Genomic DNA, 23664 nt, shown 5'->3' on the forward strand with positions numbered 1-23664 from the left:
GAACCAAAGCCTCATTTGGAGCCGTCATCCCCCTCGGGAAAAGGCCGCACCGGCGTGCCGGTATAGGCCCAAAGCCACTCGCGCGGCAGTGGCCCCTTGTTGCGGTCGGTCGCCTGCGACTGTTCCCACGCATGCGCCAATATGCCGACCGAGCGCGAGAGCACGAAAAGACCGCGCGTCAGCGGCGGCGGAAAGCCGAGTTCGCCATAGATGACGGCGGTGGCGCCGTCGATGTTGAGCGGGATTTTCTTGCCCTTGCGCCGCGCGACCTCGGCCTCGATAGCCTCGGCGATGTCGGCGAAACGTCCGCTGACGACGCCGCGCGCGGCAAAATCGCGGGTCAGCTCGATGAGGCGCGGCGCTCGTGGGTCGACTGGATGGAAGCGATGGCCGAGCCCCGGCACATAGGGTCCTTCCTCGGCGAAGAAACGATCGAGCCGCACCGTGACGGCATCGGCAAGCGTCGACCCTGTATCCAAAGCCGCGGCGATGTCGCCGTAGAAGGCAAGCGCCTGCTCGCCGGCGCCACCATGCACGTCGCCAAGCACATTGATGGCCGAGGCCATGGCACTGTTGATGCCGACGCCGCAGGTGGCCGCCATGCGAGCAATTGCGATCGACGGCGCCTGCGGCCCATGGTCGACGGCTGCACCCAGGGCGATGCCGAGCAGCGCCGCCTGTTCCTCACCAGGCAGTTCGCCGCGCAGCATCAGCCAGATCATCGCCGGAAAGCTGACGCGGCCGATCAGATCCTGGATCTCGTAGCCGCGCAGCCGGATCACGCCAGGGCGCATTTCGATGATGCCCGTCTGCCACCATTCCTCCCCGCGCTCGCGCCCGGTCTTTTTCCCAGCGTTGCTCATGTTCCCAGCGCCGCTCATGCCTTCACTCTCGTTTTTGCCCGGGGCGGCAAGCCGGCAAACACCTCGTCCATATGCTCGCCCAGCGTCGGTGGCGGCTTGGTCGGCAAGGGTGCCGCGCCATCGACCATGAACCCGCCGCGCACGACGGTCAGGGGCCGGTCCATCTTCGACACGCCGTCGAAACGTGTGGTCATGTCGCGCCCGATCACTTGCTGCTCGGCCAGCACCTGCGGAATCGTCAGCACCCTGCCCGCCGGCACGCCTGCGCGATTGAGCGTCTCCTCCCAGGCCGCGGCCGAGCGGCTCGCCAAGGCGTCCTCGATCAATTCCTTCAAGGCGATGCGGTTGCGCTTGCGCGTCTCGCGCTCGGCAAAGCGCGGATCCGATGCCAGATCCGGCAGCCCGACCAGCCGGCAGAGCGTGACGAACTGCTCCTGCTTGTTTGCGGCGATGTTGAGCAGGCCGTCGCCGGTGCGAAACGTGCCGGAAGGTGCCGCCGTCATATTCTCGTTGCCCATCGGCCGCGGTTCGACATCAGCCGTCAGATAGTTGGAGACCGGCCAGCCCAGCGCGGAGAGCGTGCATTCGAGCATCGACACGTCGAGGAAGGCGCCCTCGCCTGTCGTCTTCTGCCTCACAAGTGCAGCAGTGATGGCGAACGCTCCGACCAACCCGCCCAACGTATCGGCGACGGGATAGCCGACGCGCAGCGGCGCGGTCTCCGGCGTGCCGGTGATGCTCATGATGCCGGAGAGTCCCTGGATGATCTGGTCATAGGCAGGATTGTCGCGCATCGGCCCCGTCTGGCCGAAGCCCGAAATCGCGCAATAGACAAGGCTGGGGCGGACCTCTTTCAGCCTTGCATAGCCGAGCCCCAGCCGGTCCATCACGCCGGGGCGGAAATTCTCGACCAGCGCGTCGGCGGAGGCGACCAGATCGAGGAAGCGTTCGCGATCGGCCTCTTTCTTGAGATCGAGCACCACCGATCGTTTGCCGGCGTTCTGCGCCAGGAACGAAGCGCCCATGCCGGTGCTGTTGAGTTCCGGCGAGCCGCCGAGCTGGCGCGCAAGATCGCCGCCCTGCGGCGCCTCGACCTTGATCACATCGGCCCCGAGCAGCGCCAGCTGATAGGCGCAATAAGGGCCAGCCAGAACGTTGGTCAGGTCGAGGACGCGGATGCCGGACAACAGATCGGTCATGATGTCACAAAGAGCTCAGGCATCGCCCGGAACATGCTCCGGTCCGCGCCTGCGCCTGCGTTCGACGTATGCCCAAATATGCGGTCCGACCAGCCCGATGAACGCCAGCGTCAGCAGCGTCAGCGACAGCGGATGCTTGTAGAACACCGACCAGTCGCCGTTCGAGATGGTCATCGCCCGGCGGAACTGCGCTTCGGCGAGCGGCCAAAGGATCATGCCGATGATGACCGGCGCCGTCGGAAAATCGAAGCGCCGCATCAGGAAGCCGGCCCCGCCAAGCAGGTAAAGGATGACGAGGTCGGTCGGCGACTGCGAAATGCCGTAGGTGCCGACCGTGGCGAACACCAGGATGCCAGCATAGAGCTGCGGCGCCGGGATTTTCAGCAGCCGCACCCACAACCCGATCAGCGGCAGGTTGAGGATGACGAGGATGATATTGGCGATGAACAGGCTGGCGATCAGCCCCCAGACCAGATTGGCCTGCGTCATGAACAGCATCGGCCCGGGGTTGATGCCATAGCTCTGGAAAGCTGACAGCATGATCGCGGCCGTCGCCGAGGTCGGCAGGCCGAGCGTCAGCATCGGCACCAGAACACCGGCGGCCGATGCGTTGTTGGCGGCTTCCGGGCCGGCAACGCCTTCGATGGCGCCGACCGTGCCGAACTCCTCCTTGTGGTTGGAGAGCTTCTTCTCGATCGCATAGGATAGAAAGGTCGGGATCTCGGCGCCGCCGGCCGGCAGGGCACCGATCGGGAAGCCGAGCAGGGCGCCGCGCAGCCAAGCCTTCCACGAGCGTGCCCATTCGGCCGCTGTCATGTAGAGCGATCCCCTCAGCGGCACGATCTCGTCCTTGCCGGCATAGCGGCGCGAGGCCATGTAGAGCGTCTCGCCGACCGCAAAGAGGCCGACGGCGACGACGATCACGTCGACGCCGTCGAGCAATTGGCTCATGCCGAAGGTGAAGCGCGGCTGGCCGGTCTGCAGGTCGACGCCGATCATGCCGATGACGAAGCCAACGAACAGGCTGGTCAGTCCGCGCACCGACGATGAGCCGAGCACCGCCGAAACCGTGATGAAGGCCAGCACCATCAGCGAAAAATATTCGGCCGGACCGAAAGACAGCGCAAATTTGACCACGACCGGCGCCAGGAACGCGACCCCCAGCGTGCCGAGCGTGCCGGCGACGAAGGAGCCGATCGCCGAGGTGGCAAGTGCAGCGCCGCCGCGGCCGGAACGAGCCATCCTGTTGCCTTCTAGCGCAGTGACGATGGTCGCGCTTTCACCCGGCGTGTTGAGCAGGATCGATGTCGTCGAGCCGCCATACATGGCGCCGTAATAGATGCCGGCAAACAGGATGAAGGACGCTTCCGGCGCCACCTGATAGGTGATCGGCAAAAGCAGGGCGATCGTCAGCGCCGGTCCGAGACCGGGCAGCACGCCGATCGCCGTCCCCAGCGTCGTGCCGATCAGGCACCACATGAGATTGACCGGCGTGAAAGCGACCGAAAATCCGTGCGCGAGATGGCCAAGCGTTTCCATGGCATCAGGCCCTCAACATACGGATGATCGAATCGAGGACCGTGTTCAGCTGGTTCTCGATGAAGCCGGCGCCGATATTGACGCCGAGCGCCCTGGCGAAGCCGAAATAGGCGGCAAGCGCCAGGATCAGGCCGAGCAGCACGTCACGTAGCGGATGTCTGCTGCCGAACCCGTGACAGATGAGAACGAACATGATCACCGAAGCCGCGGTGAAGCCTAGCGGTTGGATCAGCACAAGGTTCGCGACCAGTCCAACGGCGACGATGCCCATTGCCTTCCAGTCGGTCGGCGTTTCCTTTTCTTCCTCCGGTTGCCAGCCACCCCGCAAGGCGGCGACGATCAGCAGGAGGGAGAGGATCGTCATGCCGAACATGGTGATGTAGGGGAAGACCGTCGGCCCGACCTTGGAGTAGAGCGGCGACACCGGAATCGCCAGCGTCTGCCAGGCTACGGCGCCGGCGCAGGCGAGAAGCCCGATACCGATCAGCAATTCGGGCACGGCAAGGCGCGGCCGCGCCGCCTGCTGATCGCTGGTGCTCATGATCGTCCTCCCTGGATAGCCGGTCTCCCACAGCCGACCTCACCGCAGTTTCACTCGCTCTGGATCGTATGTCCATGCGGCTGGCGAACATCGGAAAAGGGCGGCGCAGGCCGCCCTTTCCAACAACATCAGGCAAGGCCGAGATCCTTGAGGATGGCCTCGATCCGGGTCGTGTCTTCGGCGAGGAATTTCGCGTAGTCGTCGCCGGTGAGCAGGATTTGCGTCCAGTTGCGGTTCTTGCATTCGGTGGCCCAGGCATCGCTTTTGGCCATAGTCTCGACCAGCGTGATCATCGCCGCCTTGTCGGCGTCGGAAACGCCCGGCGGTGCGAAGACGCCGCGCCAGTTGAACAGCTCGACATCGATACCGACTTCCTTCAGCGTCGGTGCGTCGATGCCTTCCTGGCGCTTGTCCGCGGAAATGGCGAGCAGCCGAAGCGCACCTGCCTTGACCTGTTCGGAGAACTCGCCAAAGCCGGAGATGCCGGCCGCGACCTGGTTGCCGAGAAGCGCCGACAACGCCTCGCCGCCGCCGGCGAACGGCACGTAGGAGAGGTTGGCTGCCGGAACACCCGCCGTCTTCGCGATAAGGCCGAACAATATGTGGTCTGAACCGCCGGCCGAACCGCCAGCCACCGGAACCTTGGTCGGGTCAGCCTTGAGGGCGGCGACGAAATCGGCAGCAGTCTTGAACGGTGAGGCAGCCGGCACCACAAGCGCCTCGAACTCGCCGGTGAGGCGGGCAATCGGCGTGACTTCGGTGAGATTATTGGCCGATTTGTTGGCGATGATGGCGCCAACCATGACCATGCCGGCAACCATCAGCGAATTACCCTTGCCGTTCCACTGGCTGATGAACTGCGGCAGGCCGACCGTGCCGCCGGCGCCACCGACATTGGTGATCTGCGAACCGGAGATCAACTTCTCACTGCGCAGCACCTGGTCCATCGTGCGCGCCGTCTGGTCCCAGCCGCCGCCGGGCGCTGCCGGCACGAAGATCTGGATCTGCGGTGCATCCTGCGCGAAAGCGGGCGAGAGATGCAACGCCGCGAAACCGGCGGCGCCGGCAGCGGCCGTGCTCATTAAAAATCTGCGTCTGTTCAGCATGGGATTCCTCCAATCACGACACCTCCTCTGGTGCCTGCCCAGCAACGTAGCCTGAATTCAGACCCGTCCGGCAAAAATTCATGCAGTCTTTGTCTCATTCTGTCAACAGGAACGCTATTCTACTGGACAGAACGGTTCCGTATGCGGCACAATTGTCTTGATGGCCCCTTCTGTCCAACTGGGAACGGAACGACGTGGTCAAGCAGATGACCGTAACACACCCCAAGCCCGCCTCGGCCGACGGCGTTGCGGCGCTCGACCGCGCGATCGCCATACTCGATGCTTTCACCACCGCCGACCGGTCGCTCAGCCTCGCCGAAATCGCGGCGCGAACCGGCCTCTACAAGAGTACGATCCTGAGGTTGGCGAACTCGTTGCTGCGCGGGCAGTTGCTGGAGCGTCTCGACGACGGCCGCTATCGCGTCGGCCCTGCCACCTTCCGGCTGGGCGCGCTATACCAGCGTTCGGTCGCGGCGGTCGACATCCTGTTGCCGATCATGCGCGATCTTGGCGACAGAAGCTGGGAAAGCGTCGCTTTCTATGTCCGTTCGGGTGACGTGCGAACCTGTCTCTACCGCGTCGAGTCCAAGCATCCGATCCGCTACACGATCCGGGAAGGCGACGTGCTGCCCTTGCTGGCCGGCTCCGGCGGCCGCGTGCTTGCGGCGTTTTCAGGTCAGCAGGGCGAGCCCTACGAGACGATCCGCAAAACCTATCATTGTCTGTCGGTCGGCGATCGCGACCCCGAGACGGCGGGCGTCTCGGCACCGGTGTTCGGACCGGGACGCACCTTGCTCGGCGCATTGACGTTGTCCGGCCCGAGCACGCGCGTCAACGCGGCCCTTCTTAAGCGCATGAAAAATCCGCTGATCGAGGCCGCCGCCCGCGCCACCCGCGCTTTCGGCGAAGACGCCTCGATGCTCGAACAGGCGGCCCGCCAAGCCGGTGCCGAAGCGGAAAGCGTAGAAAGCCTCGGTTCGGCCTGACCGGAAACCACAGGATGGCAGGCAGCACACTCAAGGCTGCCGTTCCAGTAGGATCGTCGCATTGTCGTGATAGGTGGTCCACAACACTTCCCTATAGCCGCATTTTGCCGCGACGTTCAGCGAAGCGGTGTTTTCCGGATCGATGATGCAGACGGTCCTTGCGCGCTCGAATGCCTCGTCGCCCCAGGCGAGAACCCGTCCGACGACTTCGCTGGCGAACCCCTGGCCATGTGCGGTCGGTACGAGTGCCCAACCGGCTTCCGGAACGCCTTCGATCGACGGTACCATGTCACGCTTCAGATCGTGAAAGCCGGCCTCGCCGATGAAGCGGCCGGATGCCTTGTCCTCGATCGCCCAGAAGCCGTAGCCCAGCAGCGACCACAGGCCGGCATGGCGCAGGAAGCGCATCCAGCTTTCCTCCCGCGTGCGCGGCTTGCCGCCGATGAAGCGGGTGACGGCCGGATCTGCCCACATGGCGACATAGGCGTCGAAATCATCCAGTCGGTGCGGCCGCAGCACGGCGCGCGGCGTTTCGATGACGGGAGCGGCGACCGCCTTTGGATTGTCCATGGATCATGCCTCGGTTGCGTTTGTGCCCGTACCCATGTCGCCCAAACAGGTGAACGTTCGGCATAACGACAGGTGAACGACAGAGATCCAAATCGCCTGCACCAAACAAGAGCCAAAGGCTGTGCAGATCATCTTCCAGTCCAATGTGAATCCCGCCCAGCGGTGCTACTTTCGCCCAGTGGCTGATTCAACTCGCCCAGTGGCTCATTCAGCGTGTCCGCTGTGCCGTCCGACGAAGGGAAAAGGGGCATGGATACCACCGATCTCGTGCTTGCCGTCTTTCATCATCTGCTGGTGTTTTCACTGGCAGGCATCATCGGCGCCGAATTTGTCCTGATCCGCGGCGATCTGCCCGCCGCGACGCTCCGGCGACTTGTCGGCATCGACCGCCATTACGGCATCATCGCCATTCTGATCATCATCGTCGGCATCGGTCGCGTGATCTATGGCCTGAAGGGCTGGGAATTCTACGTCTACAATTGGATGTTCTGGGCAAAGATCGCGTCCTTCGCCATCGTCGGCCTGCTGTCGATCATCCCGACTGTCCGCTTCGTGTCCTGGAACAGGCAGGCCACCGCCAGCCCCGGCTTCCAGGTGCCGGCGGCGGAACTCGCTTCCGTTCGAACCTATGTCCGCGCCGAAGCGTTCATCTTCCTGCTGATCCCGGTCTTCGCGGCGGCGATGGCGCGCGGCTACGGCTACTGAATTTCGTCCACCGGCCCGAGCGGCGCGATCTCGACCAGCGGCGCCGGCACATCGGTCGTTTTTTCGTCAGCCTTGCAGATATCGGCGATGACGCAGGCCGGACAATCCGGCTTGCGCGCCTTGCAGACATAGCGCCCATGCAGGATCAGCCAATGATGCGCGTGGCGCATATATTCGTCCGGAATAATCCTCAACAGCCCCTGCTCGACCTGTTCCGGCATCTTTCCGGGCGCCAGCCCTAGCCGATTGCCAATGCGCAAGATATGCGTGTCGACCGCCATCGTGTGCTGGCCGAAGGCCATGTTGAGCACGACATTGGCGGTCTTGCGCCCGACGCCCGGCAGCTTGACCAGTTGATCGCGGTCGTCAGGCACTTCGCCGTCATGGTCGCGAATCAGCGCTTCCGACAGCGCGATGACGTTCTTGGCCTTGTTGCGCCAGAGCCCGATGGTGCGGATATAATCGCCGACCTTGGCCTCGCCGAGCGCCAGCATCTTTTGCGGCGTGTCGGCGACCTTGAACAGCGCCCGCGTCGCCTTGTTGACGCCGGCATCGGTCGCCTGTGCCGAAAGCACCACCGCCACCAGCAGCGTGAAGGGATTGACATGTTCGAGCTCGCCTTTCGGCTCGGGCCGCTGAACGGAAAAGCGCCGGAAAATCTCGTGCACCTCGGCCGGGCTGTAGAGCGAATGGGATCGCACCGGCCGAAGGCGCGGCTTGGCGTTCGACCCGTCGCGTTGGCCGGGAGACAGTTGATTTTCGAGCGAGGAGGAATTTTTGGACTTGGGCTTCGTCATCCCCTTCCTATAATATCCCGCCATGAGCGACACAAACGCCTCATTTCAGGCCGACGAGCCATTCTTCCAGGCGTTGCTGACACCGCATCGGTCGCTGGGCAAGACCGGCTTTGCCATCCTGATGGGCGCTCTGCTGTTCGGCTGGTTGGTCACCGGAGCGTTTTTCCTGTCGCGCGGTGCCTGGCCGGTATTCGGCTTCTTCGGCCTCGACGTAATTGCCGTCTACATTGCCTTCCGCGCCAATTATCGCGCCGCCCGTGCCCGTGAGGAGGTGACGGTCTCGCGCACCAGCCTCGACATCCGCAAGACAGCTCCTTCAGGCAAATCGGAAGCGCATCGCTTCAATCCGTTCTGGGCACGTTTTTCGGTCGCCCGCCACGCCGAGATCGGCATCACCAGGATGGCGGTGGTAGCACAAGGCCAGAATGTGCCGATCGGCGGCTTCCTCAATCCCGACGACCGCGAGAGCTTTGCGTCAGCCTTTTCGCGTGCCTTGGCGACCGCGAAGACGCGTTAAAGCCGATACACCCCCGCGAATCAGCCCATTCGGCGTCCGCCGGTGCCGCCTCATCCGCAAATGGTCTTTCTCTCCTTCCGGTGAGATGCACCCTTTCGCCAGCCACGGTCGGCTCTTTTCCCAAAGCCGACCTCTATCCGGGTATGTGCACCGGAAAGGCAAGTTTCGGGTGGTGACCGGCGCCATGAAGGACGATATTCACGGTCAAGGAGATAGTCCTATGAACGCACAGACAGCCATTCTGGAAAAAGACATCACGCCCGAAGGCGGTGACTACGAAGTCGTACGCCGCGCCATCGAGAAGATCAGCCTCGATTACCGCGACCAGCCGTCGCTTGAAATATTGGCCGAGGAAGTCGGCGAGACGCCGACCGGCTTGCAGAAGCTCTTCACCCGATGGGCCGGCCTGTCGCCCAAGGCCTTCCTCCAGGCGGTCACGCTCGACCATGCGCGCAAACTGCTCGATTCCGGGATGCCGCTGCTCGAGGCTTCTTTCGAAGTTGGCATGTCGGGCCCCGGCCGGTTGCACGACCTTTTCGTCACCCACGAGGCGATGTCGCCGGGCGACTACAAGACGCGCGGCGCCGGGCTGACCATCCGCTATGGCTATCATATTTCGCCCTTCGGCATCGCCCTGATCATGGCCACCGACCGTGGCCTTGCCGGTCTCGCCTTCAGCGATGCCGGCGGCGAGCGTGCGGCCTTCGCCGACATGTCCAGCCGTTGGCCGAACGCAACCTATGTCGAGGACATGGCGGCGACGGCGCCCTATGCCGCGCGCATCTTCGATCCGACGCTGTGGCGCGCCGACCAGCCGCTGCGCGTCGTCATGATCGGCACCGACTTCCAGGTCCGCGTCTGGGAAGCTTTGCTGCGCATCCCGATGGGCAAGGCCTGCACTTATTCCTCGATCGCCGCCCGCATCGGCGCACCGAGCGCCAGCCGGGCGGTGGGTGCCGCGGTCGGCGCCAATCCGATGTCCTTCGTGGTGCCCTGCCACCGGGCTCTCGGTAAGTCCGGCGCGCTCACCGGCTACCACTGGGGCCTGACCCGCAAACGCGCCATCCTTGGCTGGGAAGCGGGACAAGTCGCGCCTTGAAATAGTACACAGCCTCGTGCGGTGATACCCAACGGACCCTGCAACACCGGCGAGACCCTTTCGCCGGTGTTTTTCGTCCCGCGAAATGACCGCCCGGTCTGGCAAGCAGCCGCCTTCCGGGCTAGCTTCCCGCCCATCAGCAGGAGGCATTCCTTGATTATCGTTATCGGCTCGATCAACCTCGACCTTATCGCCAATGTCGACCGCTTGCCCGCACCGGGCGAGACGGTTCGGGGCTCCAGCTTCACCACCGCACCCGGCGGTAAGGGCGCCAACCAGGCGCTGGCCGCCGCGCGCGCCGGCGCCAAGGTGCGCATGGTCGGCGCCGTCGGCAAGGACAACTTCGCCACTGAAGCGCTGGCCCTGTTAAGAGAGGGCAAGATCGACCTGTCCGGTGTCGGTGAAACCTTCGCCTCGACCGGCACGGCGTTGATCATGGTCGCCGACGACGGCGAGAACGTCATTGCCGTGGTGCCGGGCGCCAATGATTCGGTCGTGACAGGCGACCTCTCCAAGGCTTTCATGAAAAAGGGCGATGTCGTGCTCTTGCAGCAGGAGATTCCGCTGCACACCGTCGATGCTGCACTGGACGCGGCCCGGGCTGCCGGCGCGGTCACCGTGCTCAACACGGCACCGTTCCGCGGCGAGGCGGCCGCCTTCCTCGGCAAGGCCGATTATGTCGTCGCCAACGAAACCGAATTCGACCTCTATGGCGAGGCGCTGTCGCTGAGCGGCCGCGATCGCCCGGCGCGGATGCGCGACTACGCCGGGAAGACCGGCCGCACAATCGTCGTCACGCTCGGCGGTGACGGCGTTCTGGCCGCCACGCCAGCCGATCTTCTGATGGTTCCGGCGCTGAAGATCACTCCTGTCGACACGGTCGGCGCCGGCGACACGTTTTGCGGCTATTTCGCCGCCGGGTTGTCATCCGGTCTGCCGCTCGAACAGGCGCTCGCCCGTGCTGCAGCCGCCGGTTCGCTCGCTTGCCTGAAGCCCGGCGCCCAGCCGGCGATTCCGCTGGCGAAAGAAGTCGACGCGGCGCTACAAGAATCCGCCAGCTAGGTGAAAGCCATGCGCCCTGCCACGAAACACGCCGTGCCGCCCGCCGGCGATATCTGCCGTCTGTCCGCCGTGGATCTTGCCGACGCGGTCCGGCGCCGTCAGCTTTCCGTGCGCGAGGTGGTGACGGCATTCCTCGACCGGATCGACTCAGTGAACCCGCTGGTCAACGCCATCGTCTCGCTGCGCGACCGTGCCGACATCCTGCACGACGCCGACAAGGCAGACACCCATCTGGCGCATGCGGGGCACGGCGGACCCCTGTTCGGCCTGCCTATCGCCATCAAGGATCTTGCCCAGACCAAGGGCCTCAGGACCAGCTTCGGCTCGCCGATCTTCGCCGATTTCGTGCCCCAAGAGGATGACTTCTTCGTCGAACGCATCCGCAAGGCCGGCGCCATCATCATCGGCAAGACCAACGTTCCCGAATTCGGGCTTGGCTCCAACACCTACAACACTGTGTTCGGCCCGACGCTCAACGCGTTCGACCCCGCCTTGACCGCCGGCGGTTCGAGCGGCGGCGCGGCGGTCGCACTGGCGCTCGACATGGTGCCGGTCGCCGATGGCAGCGACTTTGGCGGCTCGCTGCGCAACCCGGCCGCCTACAACAATGTCTATGGCTTCCGTCCGTCGCAGGGACTCGTCCCGGCCGGCCCCGACCTTGACGTCTTTCACGCACAGATGGGCGTCGAAGGGCCGATGGGCCGCAGCGTGCGCGACATGGCGCTGCTGCTCGACGAGCAAGCCGGCTACGATCCCCGCGCGCCACTGTCGCATCACAAGCAAGGCTCGTTCCTCCAAGGGCTGGAAACGATGGCGGCCGGCGGCCGCATCGCCTGGTTCGGCGATCTTGGTGGTCATCTGCCGGTTGAAACAGGTGTCCTTGATCTTTGCGAGGCCGCTCTCGGCCGGTTTGCGGACGCATCCTTTCAGACCGAAGCGCTGGTGCCGGACTTCGACTTCGAAGCGCTGTGGCAGGCCTTCGTGACGCTGCGCCAGGCAAGCAGCGGTTGTGCGCTCAAGGCGCATTACGACGATCCCTTGAAACGCAGTCTTCTGAAGCCGGAGGCCGTGTGGGAGGTGGAACATGCGCTGCGCCTCACGGCGCCGCAGATCCACGCCGCCACGGTGAGGCGCTCGTCGTGGCATCGAATGCTGCTGTCGCTCTTCGAGCGTTTCGATCTCGTCGCGCTGCCGACCGCGCAGGTCTTTCCCTTCGATGTCTTCACCCACTGGCCAAGGGAAGTGGCGGGCCGGACCATGGACAGCTATCACCGCTGGATGCAGGTTTCAGCGCTCGCCACGCTGGGCGGCTGCCCAGCGGTCAACGTACCGGTTGGCTTCGACGCCGAGGGCCGGCCGATGGGCATGCAGCTGGTCGGGCGGCCGCGCGGCGACATGGCCGTGCTGAGAGCAGCCGCGGCCTATGAGGCGACGTTGCCGTGGCAGGCCGGAGCCTAGGCCGGGTCGAGGCTGCCAGCGACATATCCTGCCAGCTTGCGCCAACGCCGCCGGCATGCATTGATCGCGCTCAGTCGCGTCGCAAAGCGGCACTCTATCGAGGAAGACCCATCTATCGAGGAAGACCATGTCGCTGGAACTCTACGCCACCTATCTTGTCGCCTGCCTCGTCATCATCCTGGTGCCCGGACCGACGGTCACGCTGATCATCGCCAACAGCATCCGCCATGGCTCCCGCGCCGGCCTCGCCAACGTCGCCGGCACGCAAGCCGGGCTGGCGATCATGATCGCCATCGTCGGCATCGGATTGACCTCACTCATCGCGGGAATGGGCCATTGGTTCGAGTGGGTCAGGCTGATCGGCGCCGCCTATCTGATCTGGATGGGCGTGCAGATGTTCCGCTCCAAGGGCAAGCTGAACGCCGACGGATCGGCGAAGACGCCGCGCGGCGGCTTTTTCCTGCAGGGCCTGCTGGTAGCGATCAGCAATCCAAAGACCCTGGTGTTCTTCGGCGCCTTCTTTCCACAGTTCATCGCCCCTGAAGGCAACTACGCGCTGCAGATCGGCGTCATGGGTCTCACCGCCATGATCTTCGCCGCCGTATCGGATTCGACTTACGCACTCGCCGCCGGCCGCGCCGGACGCCTGCTGTCGGCCGGCCGCGTCAAGCTCCTGTCGCGGATCAGCGGCAGTTTCCTGGTCGGCGGCGGCCTGTGGCTGGCGTTTTCAAAGGCGAAGTGAGCGCGCCTTTCCCTCGCCCCGTTTACGGGGAGAGGGTGGTCGCGAAGCGACCGGGTGAGGGGTAGCTCCGGGTTCGCAGGCAAAACGTCAACGTTTGCGCCGCCCCTCATCCCCTGCCGGGACCTTCTCCCCGTGAACGGGGAGAAGGAAGAACCCTAAAGCCGCCCCAGCCTTTCCAGCAGCAGCGCGAAAAACGCATCGTGGTCGATGTCGCGCATCACCATGGCGTTCTTCGGCCGCTTGGTCACGCCCCACCAGTCGATCACCGTCATGCCCATGGTGAGCTCCGAGGCGGTTTCCACGGTGACATTGCAGTTGCGGCCCTTGAACAATTCCGGCTTCAACAGATAGGCGATCACGCAAGGGTCGTGCAGCGGACCGCCGTCGGTGCCGTATTTCTCCTCGTCGAAGCGTTCGAAGAATTCCAGCATCTCCGCCGTGGCCGTGCCGACCCTGGTGCCGAGCTTGCGGAAGGCTTGGGTGCGCTTGGCCGTGGTCAGCGCCTTGTGGGTGACGTCGAGCGGCATCATGACGATCGGGATGCCGGATTTGAACACGACATTGGCGGCATGCGGGTCGACATAGATGTTGAATTCGGCGGTCGGCGTGACATTGCCGCCTTCGAAGAAGCCGCCGCCCATCAGCACGATTTCCTTGATGCGCGGCGCGATCTTCGGCTCGCGGATGAGCGCCAGCGCGATGTTGGTGAGCGGCCCGAGCGCGCAGAGCGTGATCGTGCCGCTCTCTTCCTTCATCAGCGTCTCGACGATGAAATCGACCGCATACTGGTCCTGCAGCTTCATTGTCGGTTCGGGCAATTGCGGTCCGTTGAGGCCGGTCTCGCCATGCACCTCCTCGGCGGTGACGAGTTCACGCGCCAGCGGCCGGATGGCGCCGGCATAGACCTTCACCTCAGGCCTGCCGGCCAGTTCGCAGATCTTGCGTGCATTCTTTTCGGTAAGCTTCAGCGGCACGTTGCCGGCAACTGCGGTCATGCCGACGATCTCCAGCTCGGCGCTGCCGAGCGCCAGCAATATGGCGACGGCATCGTCCTGGCCGGGATCCGTGTCGATGATGATCTTGCGGGATTGGGGCATTTCAATTCCTTGTCTGGGGAGTCTTTTTGGGCGGGGCTTTTGACGGCTTGAACTTGACCGCGGGGCGGACCATATCAAGGCCATCGGGAAAAATGCCATCCGGGTTTTTCCACTTTATGTCGCTCTTGAGAGGACAGTGTAACATGAGCCGAATGACGCCTTTTTCCAGCCCGCTTCTCCTGGGCTTCGACGCCATGGAAAAGACCCTGGAGCGTCTGGCGAAGTCGGGTGACAGCTACCCTCCCTATAACATCGAGCGCCTCAGCGGTGCCGACGGCAAGACCGAAAGGCTGCGAATCACGCTCGCTGTCGCCGGTTTCGCGGAAAACGATCTCGATGTGACCACGGAGGAGAATCAGTTGGTCGTGCGCGGCCGTCAGAACGACGACACCGAGCGCGAATTTCTTCATCGCGGCATCGCCGCGCGCCAGTTCCAGCGCTGTTTCGTGCTGGCCGACGGCATGCGGGTGATCGCGGCGGAGCTGAAGAACGGCCTTTTGTCGATCGATCTCGATCGGCCCGAGTCCGAACGGCTGGTACGGAAAATAAACATATCGGTGAAAGACTGATCTTACCGATGGCTCTCATGCGAGGCGGCCTTGAGCGGCGTCCTCGCGCCAAGGAGGCTTGAAATGACCAGAACTGACGAAAATCTCATCATGACCAGTGGCGAATTCGCCCATCTCGGCGAAGGCTCGGTCGCCTATCTCAGGAAAGTGTCGAGCGACGATCTGCGCGGCCGGTTCCCGGGCCTCGGCGAAATCGCGCCCGGCCTGGAACTGTGGGCGCTGTTTGCCGCCAATGGCCAGCCGATCCTGCTTTCGGACGCCCGTGACCGGGCGCTGGCCGGCGCCATGGAAAACGACCTGACCACCGTCGCCATCCACTAACAGAACGGCACAACGATCTGGTTGGAAACGGACAGGGGCCGCTCACGGCGGCCCATCAATGGATCTAATCAAGAAGCTCAGGCCGCGTGCGAGGCCTGCGTGTCCGATAAAAGCGCGTGGATCGCGGCGGCGTCGCGGGTGCCCCTGATCTTGGCCACCGTGTCGGCGTCGCGCAGCACCCGCGCAATGCGCGACAGCGCCTTGAGGTGGTCGGCGCCGGCGCCTTCGGGCGCCAAAAGCAGGAACACCAGATCGACCGGCTGGTCGTCCAGCGCCTCGAAATCGACCGGCGTCTCCAGCCGGGCGAAAACCCCGGCGATCCGCTTGACCCCGGCCAGCTTGCCGTGCGGGATGGCAATGCCGTTGCCGACACCGGTCGAGCCCAGCCGCTCGCGCTGCAGGATGGTGTCGAACACCTCCCGTTCCGGAATGCCGGAAATCGCCGCCGCCCTTTCGGACAGCATTTGCAGCAGCTGCTTTTTGGAGTTCGCTTTCAACGCCGGCAAAATCGCCGGAACGTTGATAAGATCGCTCAGATCCATACTTGAAATCCCTTGTTCGCCTGCCGTCGCCAGCCCTCGCTCTCGCGTGCGGCTGGTTCGTTATCCCTGCGCGACCTTGGTCGTAGACGGGTCGATCCAGCCGATATTTCCGTCCGGCCGGCGATAGACGATGTTGAGGTGCTCGTTTCCGGCGTTGCGGAAGACGAGGACCGGGCTGTCCTTGGCATCGAGCTCGATCACGGCTGACGCCACTGACATGGTCCGCAGCGTCATGGTTGATTCGGCGACGATGGCCGGCGCGAAATTCTCCGGTATGTCCTCATCATCGTCGGCAAGCGGCGCCATCACCGTATAGGCGACGTCGGTGGGTTCGCCGTTGGCATTGCCTGAATTATGCGACTTCAGCCGACGCTTGTAGCGCCGAAGGCGGGTTTCGAGGCGATCCGCCGCGGCCTCGAAAGCTAGCGTCGGGTCCTGGGCTTCACCGGTCGCCTGCAACGAAGCGCCGGAATCCAGCCGGATCATGCAATCGGCCGTGTAGCGCGACCCCGATTTGACGACTACGATCTGGCCCGAAAAGCCCCGATCGAAATATTTCCCGATCACTTCCCCGACACGGTCGTTGATGCGCGTACGGAACGCATCGCCGATGTCCATGTGTTTTCCCGATATGCGCAGTGTCATCTGAAAACTGACCTTCCTTGCTCAGGCTTCAAACTGTCCCGAGTTTATACCCGTGGTCTGTGCGCACAAGCTTTGCGGCGTCACTTGCGCCGATTTTAAATCCGAACTTTCCGGTTGATCACAAGCCGCCTTTTTGACCGTCCCGTGGCCAACATCGTGGCGGACCATCCGCATGCGGGCAGTAGCCCGTCTCATGCGGGCGGGCTTCTAGCCACTTCGTTACGGCTTGTCAATGAAGCGCGAAAGCTGTGGAAATTTTCGCGGGGATCAACGCCCGGCGCTGGCCAAAGCGCGTTTTTCACGCCGCCGCTGCACCGACGAGGGAATATTCATGCTCTCCCGGTACTTGGCGACCGTGCGCCTGGCGATATCGACGCCGTTTTCCCGCAACATGTCCACAATCGCGTCGTCGGAAAGCACGTCGACAGGCTTCTCCTCGTCGATCAACTGCTTGATGCGATCGCGCACCGCTTCCGACGAATGCGCATCGCCGCCACCCGACGAAGCGATCGAGGCGGTGAAGAAATAGCGCAGTTCGAATACGCCGCGTGGCGTCAGCATGTATTTGTTCGCGGTGACCCGACTGACGGTCGATTCGTGCATGCCGATGGCGTCGGCCACCATGCGCAGGTTGAGCGGCTTCAGGTGACGCACGCCATGGACGAGGAAAGCATCCTGCTGGCGCACGATTTCCGAGGCAACCTTTAGGATGGTCTTCGCCCGCTGGTCGAGACTGCGCGTCAGCCAGTTGGCGTTCTGCAGGCATTCCGCCAGGAAGTCCTTTTCCGTCTGGTTCTTCGCATGCGGTGAAACCTGGGCGAAATAGATATGATCGACCAGCACGCGCGGCAGCGTTTCGGCGTTGAGTTCGACCACCCAGCTCCCGTCATTGGCCGCCCGCACTTCGACATCGGCGATGATGGCATCGCTGGCGCCGCCCGAAAACGCCATCCCCGGGCGCGGATCGAGCGCACGTATCTCGGCCAGCATGTCGAGCAAATCCTCCTCGTCGACCCCACAAATCCGTTTCAGGGTCTGGAAGTCGCGCCGCGCCAGGAGTTCGAGATTGGCGATCAAAGCCTTCATTGCCGGATCGAGCCGGTCGCGGACGGCAAGCTGCAGCGACAGACATTCGGCGAGGTCGCGGGCAAAGATGCCGGCGGGCTCGAATGTCTGGCAGACCGCGAGCGCATTCGTCACCGCCGTTCTGTCGGTACCGAGACGGGCGGCGATTTCCGCCATGTCGGCGCGCATATAGCCGGCCTCGTCGAGGCCATCGGCAAGTTCGCTGGCGATCAGGCGTGCCGCCGGGTCGGTGAAGGCAAGCGCGACCTGTTCGCCGACATGCTCGCGCAGCGTGATGGCGGCGGCCGCCATGTCTCCGACGTCGAAACCGTCGGACGAGGACATGGAACTGCCGCCGGAGGCCGATTTCCACTGGGCCGTCAGGTCGGGACCGAGCCGCTCGCTCGTGCCCGGATCGTCGGGGAACAGATTTTCCAGCGAAGCATCGAGCTTTTCCGAGATCGCCTCGGCGCTCCACGCTGTTTCCGTCTCGAACCAGTCGCCGCCGGTCGCCGTTTCCGGCGGGGCTTCGATCTTCTGTGCCTGGTCGCTGGCGGCATCGTCCTGCGGCTCGGCGCGTTCAAGCAGTGGATTGCGCTCGATCTCGTCGTCGATGAAGCGTTCCAGCTCGACATGGGTGAACTGCAGCAGCCGGATCGACTGCATGAGCTGAGGTGTCATCACCAGCGACTGGGACTGTCGTAGCTGTAGTTTTGCCGCCAATGCCATGGTTCGGTTTCAAACGCCCTGTCTACGCATCCGGAGTCTGCCACGCACCCAGACCGCCGGAAGGATTTTCCCAGCGGAGCATAAGAACTGGCCCGGCTTTTGCTTGTCAAGGCGACGGCGATCAAAACTCGCCTGTCGGCGCGTTATTCGGGCGAGAAATCGAAGAAAAAAGACCTGTCCCGCGCTAAAAATCGCTCTCCAACAGGAATTCTCAACCTCAGAGTGTAAAGCCCTCACCGAGATAAAGCCGCCGCACATCCGGGTTTGCGACAATTTCGTCGGCCCGGCCATGGGTCAGCACCTGGCCGGCATGGATGATGTAGGCGCGATCGATCAGTCCGAGTGTTTCACGGACATTGTGATCGGTGATGAGCACGCCGATGCCCCGCGCCGTCAGATGGCGCACAAGTTGCTGGATATCGGCGACGGCGATCGGGTCGATGCCGGCGAAAGGCTCGTCGAGCAGCATGTATGCGGGGCGGGTCGCCAGTGCGCGTGCGATTTCAAGACGCCGCCGCTCGCCGCCGGAAAGCGACAGCGACGGGGCCTTGCGCAGATGGCTGATGTGGAACTCCTCGAGCAGTTCGTCGAGATTGCGCTCGCGCTCCTTGCGGCTCTTTTCGACCACTTCGAGCACGGCACGGATGTTTTGCTCGACGCTCAGGCCGCGAAAGATCGACGCTTCCTGCGGAAGGTAGCCGATGCCGAGGCGGGCGCGACGGTACATCGGCATCGAGGTGACGTCGAAGCCATCGATTTCGATTGTGCCTTCATCGACCGGCACAAGGCCGGTGACCATATAGAAGCAGGTCGTCTTGCCGGCGCCGTTGGGACCGAGCAGCCCGACCGCCTCGCCGGCACGCACGCCGATCGTCACGCCGCTGACGACTTTGCGGCCCTTGTAGCTCTTGGTCAGGCCCTTCGCGATCAGGGTTCCCTTGAACTTTGCCGTATCGACGGTGACCGTGGCCGGTGCCGCAAGTTTGCTGGCGGCGCGTCCTGGAAGAAGCGCCATCAGCGATGCTACGTCGACCATCAGGGCTTCGCCGTTCTCGACTTCGGTGGCGTGATCGACATCATGACGCGCCCACCCCCGCAGGGATCGACCTGCGCCAGGCCGCTCTTCATCTGCACGGTGAGCTTGCAACCGACCAGCACATTGTCGCCTTGCGAGAGCACGACCTTGCTGCCTGAAAGCACCAGCACTTCCGTCTTCATGTCGAAGCTGCCGCGGTCGCCGGTGGCGACCTGATCGTCCGATTTTATATAGACCTTGTTGTCGACCTCCAGACGGTCGATGTTGGCCGAGCCGGTCATCGCGGCACCTGCGGCCTCCGCGCCCTTGGCGGCAGCGCCGGCATCCCTGACGTAGTAGACCGTCATCTTGCCGGACTTGAGCAGGGTTGGTCCCTGGACGACACTTACATTGCCTGTGAACACGGCGATGCTGTCCGCCTGGCGGACCTCGAGCTTGTCGCTTTCGATCTGGATGGGCTTGTCGCCGGACAGTTTGAGGCCAGACAATTGGCTGGTGGTGTTGGACTGCGCCAGGGACGGTTCTATCCCCAGGAACAGCCCCAGGCCCAGCAAGGCCGAAGCCGCGGCTACGAGCTGTATCGAACTACTGACCCGCATGGGATTCTCCGCTCTTTGCCTCTGCCGCTTTCAAGCTGGCGGGGTCGATGTTGACGCGCACTCTGTTCTCGAAAACCACGATCTTGCCGTTATCCTGGACCGACATCGAATCTGCGGTGATCCGCGACCCGCCGCGGCTGACGTCGACCGGGTCATCCGTCTTCATAGTGCCTTTGGCTATGTCGAGAAAGACCGATTTGAACTTTGCCTGCAAGCCATCGGTGGTGGTTATGGTGACATCGCTGGTCAGGCTCATCGTGTTGCCGTCGCGATTGTAGACGCCGTGCGAGGCATTGACCGCCGCCACATTGTCGGCCGAGATCGGGAGCTTGGCGTCGATGCCCTCCAGATCGATGATGCCTTGCTTGCTCACGTCCTGTATGGCGCGCAAGGCTGTCATGGAGTAGGGCAGTTTCTGCTTGGTGAACCCGTTGAGCTTGGGGTTGGCCATTACCAGCTTGCCATTGGCGAAGGCGCTGCCATCGGCCTGGACCTGGACCGAGACAGGCGCCGCGAGATACGAATAGACCGGGAAAGCGACCGCGATCACGGCAGCGACCAGCGGCACCGCCAGCTTCAAGACACGGACGCGGCGCGAATGGCGCTGGGCAATGCCGAAGGCGTCGGCCCGCGCCGGGCCTACGGCCGGGGGTGCCAACTCCGTCTCGGTGTTGGTCGGTTCGATCGGTCGCGCTAACATGACTGCTTTCTTTTAAACCCCTGCCGCCAAGCACCCTATAGGTGGGATGCCGACGCCCTCAAGCAAGCACAAGCGGAGGAAAACCGCAAAAATGTGACGATTGCTGTTGTACAAACGAAAATGAAACCGGCACAACTTGTGCATCATACCAGATACGGGCGGACAGCGTTAGGGCCTGTGGATTGGTCTGGACGTCTCCTGAAATGCCGGCCCGCGAACGTTGAAGACGTCGTCTTTGGCGCAAGCGCGTCAGGAATCGGTAGCCGGGCGCGGATGGTTGCTTTAAAAGCATCTCTCCCACCGACTATGAGGCTGGACCATGGCACTGAGAGCCGACGACCTGATCGACCGCCGCCGCTTGCGCCGCAAGCTGACATTTTGGCGCGTTGCAGCGCTTGTTGTCGCAGCGGCCGGGTTGGTTGTCCTTTCGACCTGGATTTATGGTGATGACCTCACTGGCACGGCGGTCGACCATATCGCCAAGGTCAAGATCGAGGGCACCATCACCGAAGACGACGAACTGATCAAACGGCTGGACACCATCCGTCAATCCTCGAGGGTGAAAGCAGTGATCCTGTCGATCGATTCACCGGGCGGCACCACCGTCGGAGGTGAATCGATCTACGAGGCAGTGCGCAAGCTGGCCGCCGACAAGCCGGTGGTGGCCGAGGTCGGGACGTTGGCCGCATCGGCGGGCTATATGATCGCCACCGCGGCCGATCATATCGTCGCGCGCAAGTCCTCGATCGTCGGCTCGATAGGCGTGCTGATCCAGTATCCGGACGTCAGCGGCCTTATGGACAAGCTCGGCATTAAGCTCGAGGAAGTGAAATCCTCGCCGTTGAAAGCCTCGCCGTCGCCCTTCAAGCCGGCCAATGACAACGAACGCGCCATGGTCCGCAAGCTCATCCTCGACAGCTACGACTGGTTCGTCGGCATCGTCGCCGAGCGCCGCAACATGACCAAGCCGGAGGCACTGGCGCTGGCCGATGGGTCGATCTTCACCGGCAGGCAGGCTGTCGCCAACAAATTGATCGACGCGGTCGGCGGTGAGACCGAAGCGATCGACTGGCTCGCAACCAAGGGCGTCGACGCCAAGCTCGAGGTGGTGGAGTGGAAGGATACGGAAGGCGGCAGCTTCCTGTTCTCGAAGGCGATGGCGCGAACCATCGGCAGTGCACTCGGCCTGCCCGACTATGGCGGCGACATCATTCACGAACTTGGTGGCGACCGCTTGTTTCTTGACGGTCTCGTTTCCGTCTGGCACCCTTGAGACGAGTGAAAAAAGCAAATAAAATCATCCTCATAATTTTCACGGTAGTGTTTTCACGGGGAGCCTTCTCATGATCAAATCCGAGCTTGTGCAGATCATCGCCACACGTAACCCGCACCTCTTCCTGCGCGACGTCGAGAACATAGTCGGCGCGATTTTCGACGAGATCACCGACGCGCTTGCCGAAGGCAACCGGGTCGAGCTGCGCGGTTTCGGCGCTTTCTCGGTGAAAAACCGCCCCGCCCGCACCGGCCGCAATCCGCGCACCGGCGAATCCGTCGAGGTCGAGGAGAAATGGGTGCCGTTCTTCAAGACCGGCAAGGAATTGCGCGAAAGGCTGAACGGCGGGAAATAAGCGCCGCGCGGGCTCATGCGCCATGCCGGCCCTCGGTAGCCCGCTTTCGACAGGAAATCCCATGTTCAATCGTTTCTTGCTCATCGTGGTCTTCGTGCCGCTGGCCGTCATCCTGATTGCGCTGGCCGTCGCCAACCGCGATCCGGTTGCCTTCACCCTGGACCCGTTCAACCCCGGCAACCCGGTGTTGACGATGACGCTGCCGCTTTTCATCTTCCTGTTCCTGGCTCTCGCCATCGGCATGGTCGTCGGCAGCCTGGCGACATGGGTCAAGCAGGGCCGCTATCGCAAGCTGGCGCGCCAGCGCGGCGTCGAGGCCGAGAACCTGCGCCAGGCGGTCAGCCGCGCTCCGGTCGCGCCACAAGGCCCGGCGCTGCCGAAGCCGACGAACTGAACTAATACAGCGCCGCGCGTCCTTTTGGACGCGCAAAGGACGCTGTACCATTTTTGATTTACGCATGATCCTTTCCGAAAATCGGTTCCGATTTTCGGGGTCATGCGTTTTCCGGTTCTCTCTGCGGAGCTTCTCATGCTGACCATTTCGGCCGCCGAGGTCGACCATGCACTGACCTTTCCCGGACTGGTCGAGACACTGCGCGCGGCTTTTCGCGATGGAGCGGTACAACCGGTCAGGCACCACCATACGGTCGAACGGCCTGACGGCGCGGCCTCGACCCTGCTCTTGATGCCGGCCTGGACCGACTTCAATGCGGCCGGCACGTCGGCCGGCGGCCATATCGGCGTCAAGATCGTCACGGTGTCGCCCGACAACAACGCGTTAAGCAAACCCGCGGTGATGGGGCTTTACCTCCTGCTCGACGGCGCCACCGGCGAGCCCGAAGCCATGATCGACGGCCAGCGGCTGACGCAGTGGCGCACGGCCTGTGCCTCGGCGCTGGCCGCTTCCTATCTGGCCCGTGAGGACGCTTCGCGGCTGCTGGTGGTCGGCGCCGGCGCTCTGTCGCCGTTCCTGGCCAAGGCGCATTCGGCGGTGCGGCCGATCAAAACCATCCGCATCTGGAACCGCACGCCGGCCAATGCCGAAAAGGTTGCGGCGGAATTGCGTGCCGAGGGATTTGCCGCCACCGCCGCGAGCGATCTCGACGCCGAGCTCGGCCAGGCCGATATCGTGTCGTCGGCAACCATCACGACCACGCCGCTGATCAAGGGCGCACTCTTGCAGCCGGGGACCCATGTCGATCTGGTCGGTGGCTTCACGCCGGCCATGCGCGAAAGCGACGACGATGCGATTGCGCGTGCCCGTGTCTATGTCGACACCCGCGCCGGCGCCACCAAGGAGGCGGGCGACATCGTCCAGCCGCTGGCCTCGGGCGTGCTCAAGGCGCAAGCCATCGTCGCCGACCTGCATGAACTGGCGCGCGGCCAGAAGAAGGGCCGGCAAAGCCCCGGTGAGATCACGCTGTTCAAATCGGTCGGCGCGGCCCTGGAGGACCTCGCCGCCGGCATTGCCGTTTACAAGGTACTCAAGAGCTAGGGGAGTAGGAGCCGTACCAATCGTGTGGCTTCGTGCCAATCATACTTTCCCTAT

General features: G+C 63.4%; 27 protein-coding genes. 13 read left to right on the forward strand and 14 right to left on the reverse strand.

The genetic code is table 11. From position 1 onward, the window contains the following. Window positions 1–11: 11 nt before the first annotated feature. The 5 genes from E5X88_RS12860 to E5X88_RS12880 all read right to left on the reverse strand — a co-directional run bounded on the left by E5X88_RS12860 (window position 12) and on the right by E5X88_RS12880 (window position 5248). Window positions 12–863 carry a citryl-CoA lyase gene (locus E5X88_RS12860; RefSeq protein WP_292161868.1) on the reverse strand — a complete coding sequence of 284 codons (852 nt, stop codon included), beginning with the start codon at window positions 861–863 and terminating at the stop codon, window positions 12–14. Between the two features lie 14 nt (window positions 864–877). Continuing rightward, window positions 878–2062, reverse strand: a complete 1185-nt coding sequence (locus E5X88_RS12865) for a CoA transferase (RefSeq protein ID WP_292161704.1) — start codon at window positions 2060–2062, stop codon at window positions 878–880. Window positions 2063–2077: 15 nt separating this feature from the next. Beyond that, complete coding sequence (locus E5X88_RS12870; protein ID WP_292161706.1) at window positions 2078–3601, reverse strand: tripartite tricarboxylate transporter permease; 1524 nt, start codon at window positions 3599–3601, stop codon at window positions 2078–2080. Between the two features lie 4 nt (window positions 3602–3605). Then, window positions 3606–4142 (reverse strand): tripartite tricarboxylate transporter TctB family protein, encoded by a 537-nt coding sequence (locus E5X88_RS12875; protein ID WP_292161707.1) that lies wholly within the window; start codon window positions 4140–4142, stop codon window positions 3606–3608. 128 nt (window positions 4143–4270) lie between these two features. After that, a complete protein-coding gene (locus E5X88_RS12880; protein ID WP_292161708.1) occupies window positions 4271–5248 on the reverse strand; it encodes a tripartite tricarboxylate transporter substrate-binding protein in 978 nt (325 codons plus the stop codon). A gap of 206 nt (window positions 5249–5454) precedes the next feature. Between E5X88_RS12880 and E5X88_RS12885 the strand changes: the two genes are divergently transcribed. Next, window positions 5455–6234, forward strand: a complete 780-nt coding sequence (locus E5X88_RS12885; RefSeq protein ID WP_292161709.1) for an IclR family transcriptional regulator — start codon at window positions 5455–5457, stop codon at window positions 6232–6234. Between the two features lie 30 nt (window positions 6235–6264). Here E5X88_RS12885 and E5X88_RS12890 read toward each other — a convergent pair whose 3' ends face one another. Next, complete coding sequence (locus E5X88_RS12890; protein WP_292161711.1) at window positions 6265–6804, reverse strand: GNAT family N-acetyltransferase; 540 nt, start codon at window positions 6802–6804, stop codon at window positions 6265–6267. 249 nt (window positions 6805–7053) lie between these two features. Here E5X88_RS12890 and E5X88_RS12895 point away from each other — a divergent pair, with 249 nt between their 5' ends. Next, the gene (locus E5X88_RS12895) at window positions 7054–7509 is read left to right on the forward strand and encodes a DUF2214 family protein (protein ID WP_292161713.1); all 456 of its coding nucleotides are present in this window, start codon (window positions 7054–7056) and stop codon (window positions 7507–7509) included. Here E5X88_RS12895 and nth read toward each other — a convergent pair. Continuing rightward, complete coding sequence (gene nth, locus E5X88_RS12900) at window positions 7503–8306, reverse strand: endonuclease III (protein WP_292161715.1); 804 nt, start codon at window positions 8304–8306, stop codon at window positions 7503–7505. The two genes, E5X88_RS12895 and nth, sit on opposite strands and share 7 nt — an antisense overlap. 22 nt (window positions 8307–8328) lie before the next feature. On the opposite strand from nth, the gene E5X88_RS12905 reads away from it, so the two are divergent. The 5 genes from E5X88_RS12905 to E5X88_RS12925 all read left to right on the forward strand — a co-directional run bounded on the left by E5X88_RS12905 (window position 8329) and on the right by E5X88_RS12925 (window position 13184). Continuing rightward, complete coding sequence (locus tag E5X88_RS12905) at window positions 8329–8823, forward strand: DUF2244 domain-containing protein (protein ID WP_292161719.1); 495 nt, start codon at window positions 8329–8331, stop codon at window positions 8821–8823. Between the two features lie 220 nt (window positions 8824–9043). Next, a complete protein-coding gene (locus E5X88_RS12910; protein ID WP_292161721.1) occupies window positions 9044–9922 on the forward strand; it encodes a methylated-DNA--[protein]-cysteine S-methyltransferase in 879 nt (292 codons plus the stop codon). A 153-nt stretch (window positions 9923–10075) separates the two neighbouring features. Then, window positions 10076–10984, forward strand: a complete 909-nt coding sequence (locus E5X88_RS12915; protein WP_292161722.1) for a ribokinase — start codon at window positions 10076–10078, stop codon at window positions 10982–10984. 9 nt (window positions 10985–10993) lie between these two features. After that, window positions 10994–12442, forward strand: coding sequence for an amidase (locus E5X88_RS12920; protein WP_292161723.1), 1449 nt, complete (start codon window positions 10994–10996; stop codon window positions 12440–12442). Between the two features lie 127 nt (window positions 12443–12569). Further along, a complete protein-coding gene (locus tag E5X88_RS12925; protein ID WP_145718394.1) occupies window positions 12570–13184 on the forward strand; it encodes a LysE family translocator in 615 nt (204 codons plus the stop codon). Window positions 13185–13339: 155 nt separating this feature from the next. Here E5X88_RS12925 and E5X88_RS12930 read toward each other — a convergent pair whose 3' ends face one another. Further along, the gene (locus E5X88_RS12930) at window positions 13340–14281 is read right to left on the reverse strand and encodes a nucleoside hydrolase (protein ID WP_292161726.1); all 942 of its coding nucleotides are present in this window, start codon (window positions 14279–14281) and stop codon (window positions 13340–13342) included. Window positions 14282–14424: 143 nt separating this feature from the next. On the opposite strand from E5X88_RS12930, the gene E5X88_RS12935 reads away from it, so the two are divergent. After that, the gene (locus tag E5X88_RS12935; RefSeq protein WP_145718386.1) at window positions 14425–14850 is read left to right on the forward strand and encodes an Hsp20 family protein; all 426 of its coding nucleotides are present in this window, start codon (window positions 14425–14427) and stop codon (window positions 14848–14850) included. A gap of 63 nt (window positions 14851–14913) precedes the next feature. Beyond that, a complete protein-coding gene (locus E5X88_RS12940; protein ID WP_126034689.1) occupies window positions 14914–15171 on the forward strand; it encodes a DUF1150 family protein in 258 nt (85 codons plus the stop codon). 77 nt (window positions 15172–15248) lie between these two features. On the opposite strand, the gene ptsN is transcribed toward E5X88_RS12940, so the two are convergent. From ptsN to lptC, 6 genes are all read right to left on the reverse strand, one after another. After that, entirely contained in the window at window positions 15249–15713 is a 465-nt protein-coding gene (ptsN, locus tag E5X88_RS12945) for a PTS IIA-like nitrogen regulatory protein PtsN (protein ID WP_095488401.1), read from the reverse strand. A 60-nt stretch (window positions 15714–15773) separates the two neighbouring features. Continuing rightward, window positions 15774–16358: a ribosome-associated translation inhibitor RaiA gene (gene raiA, locus E5X88_RS12950; protein ID WP_292161730.1), complete on the reverse strand. Its 585-nt coding sequence runs from the start codon at window positions 16356–16358 to the stop codon at window positions 15774–15776. Window positions 16359–16625: 267 nt separating this feature from the next. Then, on the reverse strand, window positions 16626–18152 hold the full coding sequence (rpoN, locus tag E5X88_RS12955) for an RNA polymerase factor sigma-54 (RefSeq protein ID WP_292161732.1): 1527 nt from the start codon (window positions 18150–18152) through the stop codon (window positions 16626–16628). 217 nt (window positions 18153–18369) lie between these two features. Beyond that, entirely contained in the window at window positions 18370–19188 is an 819-nt protein-coding gene (gene lptB / locus E5X88_RS12960) for an LPS export ABC transporter ATP-binding protein (RefSeq protein ID WP_292161733.1), read from the reverse strand. Further along, a complete protein-coding gene (locus E5X88_RS12965) occupies window positions 19188–19787 on the reverse strand; it encodes an LptA/OstA family protein (RefSeq protein ID WP_292161734.1) in 600 nt (199 codons plus the stop codon). The genes lptB and E5X88_RS12965 overlap by 1 nt, the downstream gene beginning before the upstream one ends. Next, entirely contained in the window at window positions 19774–20487 is a 714-nt protein-coding gene (gene lptC / locus E5X88_RS12970; protein ID WP_292161736.1) for an LPS export ABC transporter periplasmic protein LptC, read from the reverse strand. Before lptC ends, E5X88_RS12965 begins: the two co-directional genes overlap by 14 nt. Window positions 20488–20806: 319 nt before the next feature. On the opposite strand from lptC, the gene sppA reads away from it, so the two are divergent. From sppA to E5X88_RS12990, 4 genes are all read left to right on the forward strand, one after another. After that, entirely contained in the window at window positions 20807–21760 is a 954-nt protein-coding gene (gene sppA, locus E5X88_RS12975) for a signal peptide peptidase SppA (RefSeq protein WP_292161738.1), read from the forward strand. A gap of 70 nt (window positions 21761–21830) precedes the next feature. Beyond that, window positions 21831–22115 (forward strand): integration host factor subunit beta, encoded by a 285-nt coding sequence (locus E5X88_RS12980; protein ID WP_006200394.1) that lies wholly within the window; start codon window positions 21831–21833, stop codon window positions 22113–22115. A 61-nt stretch (window positions 22116–22176) separates the two neighbouring features. Then, the gene (locus E5X88_RS12985) at window positions 22177–22509 is read left to right on the forward strand and encodes a DUF1049 domain-containing protein (protein ID WP_292161739.1); all 333 of its coding nucleotides are present in this window, start codon (window positions 22177–22179) and stop codon (window positions 22507–22509) included. 135 nt (window positions 22510–22644) lie between these two features. Continuing rightward, window positions 22645–23610 (forward strand): ornithine cyclodeaminase family protein, encoded by a 966-nt coding sequence (locus E5X88_RS12990; RefSeq protein ID WP_292161740.1) that lies wholly within the window; start codon window positions 22645–22647, stop codon window positions 23608–23610. The last annotated feature ends 54 nt before the right edge of the window (window positions 23611–23664 follow it).

Source organism: Mesorhizobium sp., assembly GCF_004962245.1.
Taxonomy (GTDB): domain Bacteria; phylum Pseudomonadota; class Alphaproteobacteria; order Rhizobiales; family Rhizobiaceae; genus Mesorhizobium.

What these genes read in the sequence shown, in the direction of transcription:
- E5X88_RS12860 (WP_292161868.1), bottom strand. Translation starts at nt 863, where the DNA reads ATGAGCAACGCTGGGAAAAAGACCGGGCGCGAGCGCGGGGAGGAATGG.
- E5X88_RS12865 (WP_292161704.1), bottom strand. Translation starts at nt 2,062, where the DNA reads ATGACCGATCTGTTGTCCGGCATCCGCGTCCTCGACCTGACCAACGTT.
- E5X88_RS12870 (WP_292161706.1), bottom strand. Translation starts at nt 3,601, where the DNA reads ATGGAAACGCTTGGCCATCTCGCGCACGGATTTTCGGTCGCTTTCACG.
- E5X88_RS12875 (WP_292161707.1), bottom strand. Translation starts at nt 4,142, where the DNA reads ATGAGCACCAGCGATCAGCAGGCGGCGCGGCCGCGCCTTGCCGTGCCC.
- E5X88_RS12880 (WP_292161708.1), bottom strand. Translation starts at nt 5,248, where the DNA reads ATGCTGAACAGACGCAGATTTTTAATGAGCACGGCCGCTGCCGGCGCC.
- E5X88_RS12885 (WP_292161709.1), top strand. Translation starts at nt 5,455, where the DNA reads ATGACCGTAACACACCCCAAGCCCGCCTCGGCCGACGGCGTTGCGGCG.
- E5X88_RS12890 (WP_292161711.1), bottom strand. Translation starts at nt 6,804, where the DNA reads ATGGACAATCCAAAGGCGGTCGCCGCTCCCGTCATCGAAACGCCGCGC.
- E5X88_RS12895 (WP_292161713.1), top strand. Translation starts at nt 7,054, where the DNA reads ATGGATACCACCGATCTCGTGCTTGCCGTCTTTCATCATCTGCTGGTG.
- nth (WP_292161715.1), bottom strand. Translation starts at nt 8,306, where the DNA reads ATGACGAAGCCCAAGTCCAAAAATTCCTCCTCGCTCGAAAATCAACTG.
- E5X88_RS12905 (WP_292161719.1), top strand. Translation starts at nt 8,329, where the DNA reads ATGAGCGACACAAACGCCTCATTTCAGGCCGACGAGCCATTCTTCCAG.
- E5X88_RS12910 (WP_292161721.1), top strand. Translation starts at nt 9,044, where the DNA reads ATGAACGCACAGACAGCCATTCTGGAAAAAGACATCACGCCCGAAGGC.
- E5X88_RS12920 (WP_292161723.1), top strand. Translation starts at nt 10,994, where the DNA reads ATGCGCCCTGCCACGAAACACGCCGTGCCGCCCGCCGGCGATATCTGC.
- E5X88_RS12925 (WP_145718394.1), top strand. Translation starts at nt 12,570, where the DNA reads ATGTCGCTGGAACTCTACGCCACCTATCTTGTCGCCTGCCTCGTCATC.
- E5X88_RS12930 (WP_292161726.1), bottom strand. Translation starts at nt 14,281, where the DNA reads ATGCCCCAATCCCGCAAGATCATCATCGACACGGATCCCGGCCAGGAC.
- E5X88_RS12935 (WP_145718386.1), top strand. Translation starts at nt 14,425, where the DNA reads ATGAGCCGAATGACGCCTTTTTCCAGCCCGCTTCTCCTGGGCTTCGAC.
- E5X88_RS12940 (WP_126034689.1), top strand. Translation starts at nt 14,914, where the DNA reads ATGACCAGAACTGACGAAAATCTCATCATGACCAGTGGCGAATTCGCC.
- ptsN (WP_095488401.1), bottom strand. Translation starts at nt 15,713, where the DNA reads ATGGATCTGAGCGATCTTATCAACGTTCCGGCGATTTTGCCGGCGTTG.
- raiA (WP_292161730.1), bottom strand. Translation starts at nt 16,358, where the DNA reads ATGACACTGCGCATATCGGGAAAACACATGGACATCGGCGATGCGTTC.
- rpoN (WP_292161732.1), bottom strand. Translation starts at nt 18,152, where the DNA reads ATGGCATTGGCGGCAAAACTACAGCTACGACAGTCCCAGTCGCTGGTG.
- lptB (WP_292161733.1), bottom strand. Translation starts at nt 19,188, where the DNA reads ATGGTCGACGTAGCATCGCTGATGGCGCTTCTTCCAGGACGCGCCGCC.
- E5X88_RS12965 (WP_292161734.1), bottom strand. Translation starts at nt 19,787, where the DNA reads ATGCGGGTCAGTAGTTCGATACAGCTCGTAGCCGCGGCTTCGGCCTTG.
- lptC (WP_292161736.1), bottom strand. Translation starts at nt 20,487, where the DNA reads ATGTTAGCGCGACCGATCGAACCGACCAACACCGAGACGGAGTTGGCA.
- sppA (WP_292161738.1), top strand. Translation starts at nt 20,807, where the DNA reads ATGGCACTGAGAGCCGACGACCTGATCGACCGCCGCCGCTTGCGCCGC.
- E5X88_RS12980 (WP_006200394.1), top strand. Translation starts at nt 21,831, where the DNA reads ATGATCAAATCCGAGCTTGTGCAGATCATCGCCACACGTAACCCGCAC.
- E5X88_RS12985 (WP_292161739.1), top strand. Translation starts at nt 22,177, where the DNA reads ATGTTCAATCGTTTCTTGCTCATCGTGGTCTTCGTGCCGCTGGCCGTC.
- E5X88_RS12990 (WP_292161740.1), top strand. Translation starts at nt 22,645, where the DNA reads ATGCTGACCATTTCGGCCGCCGAGGTCGACCATGCACTGACCTTTCCC.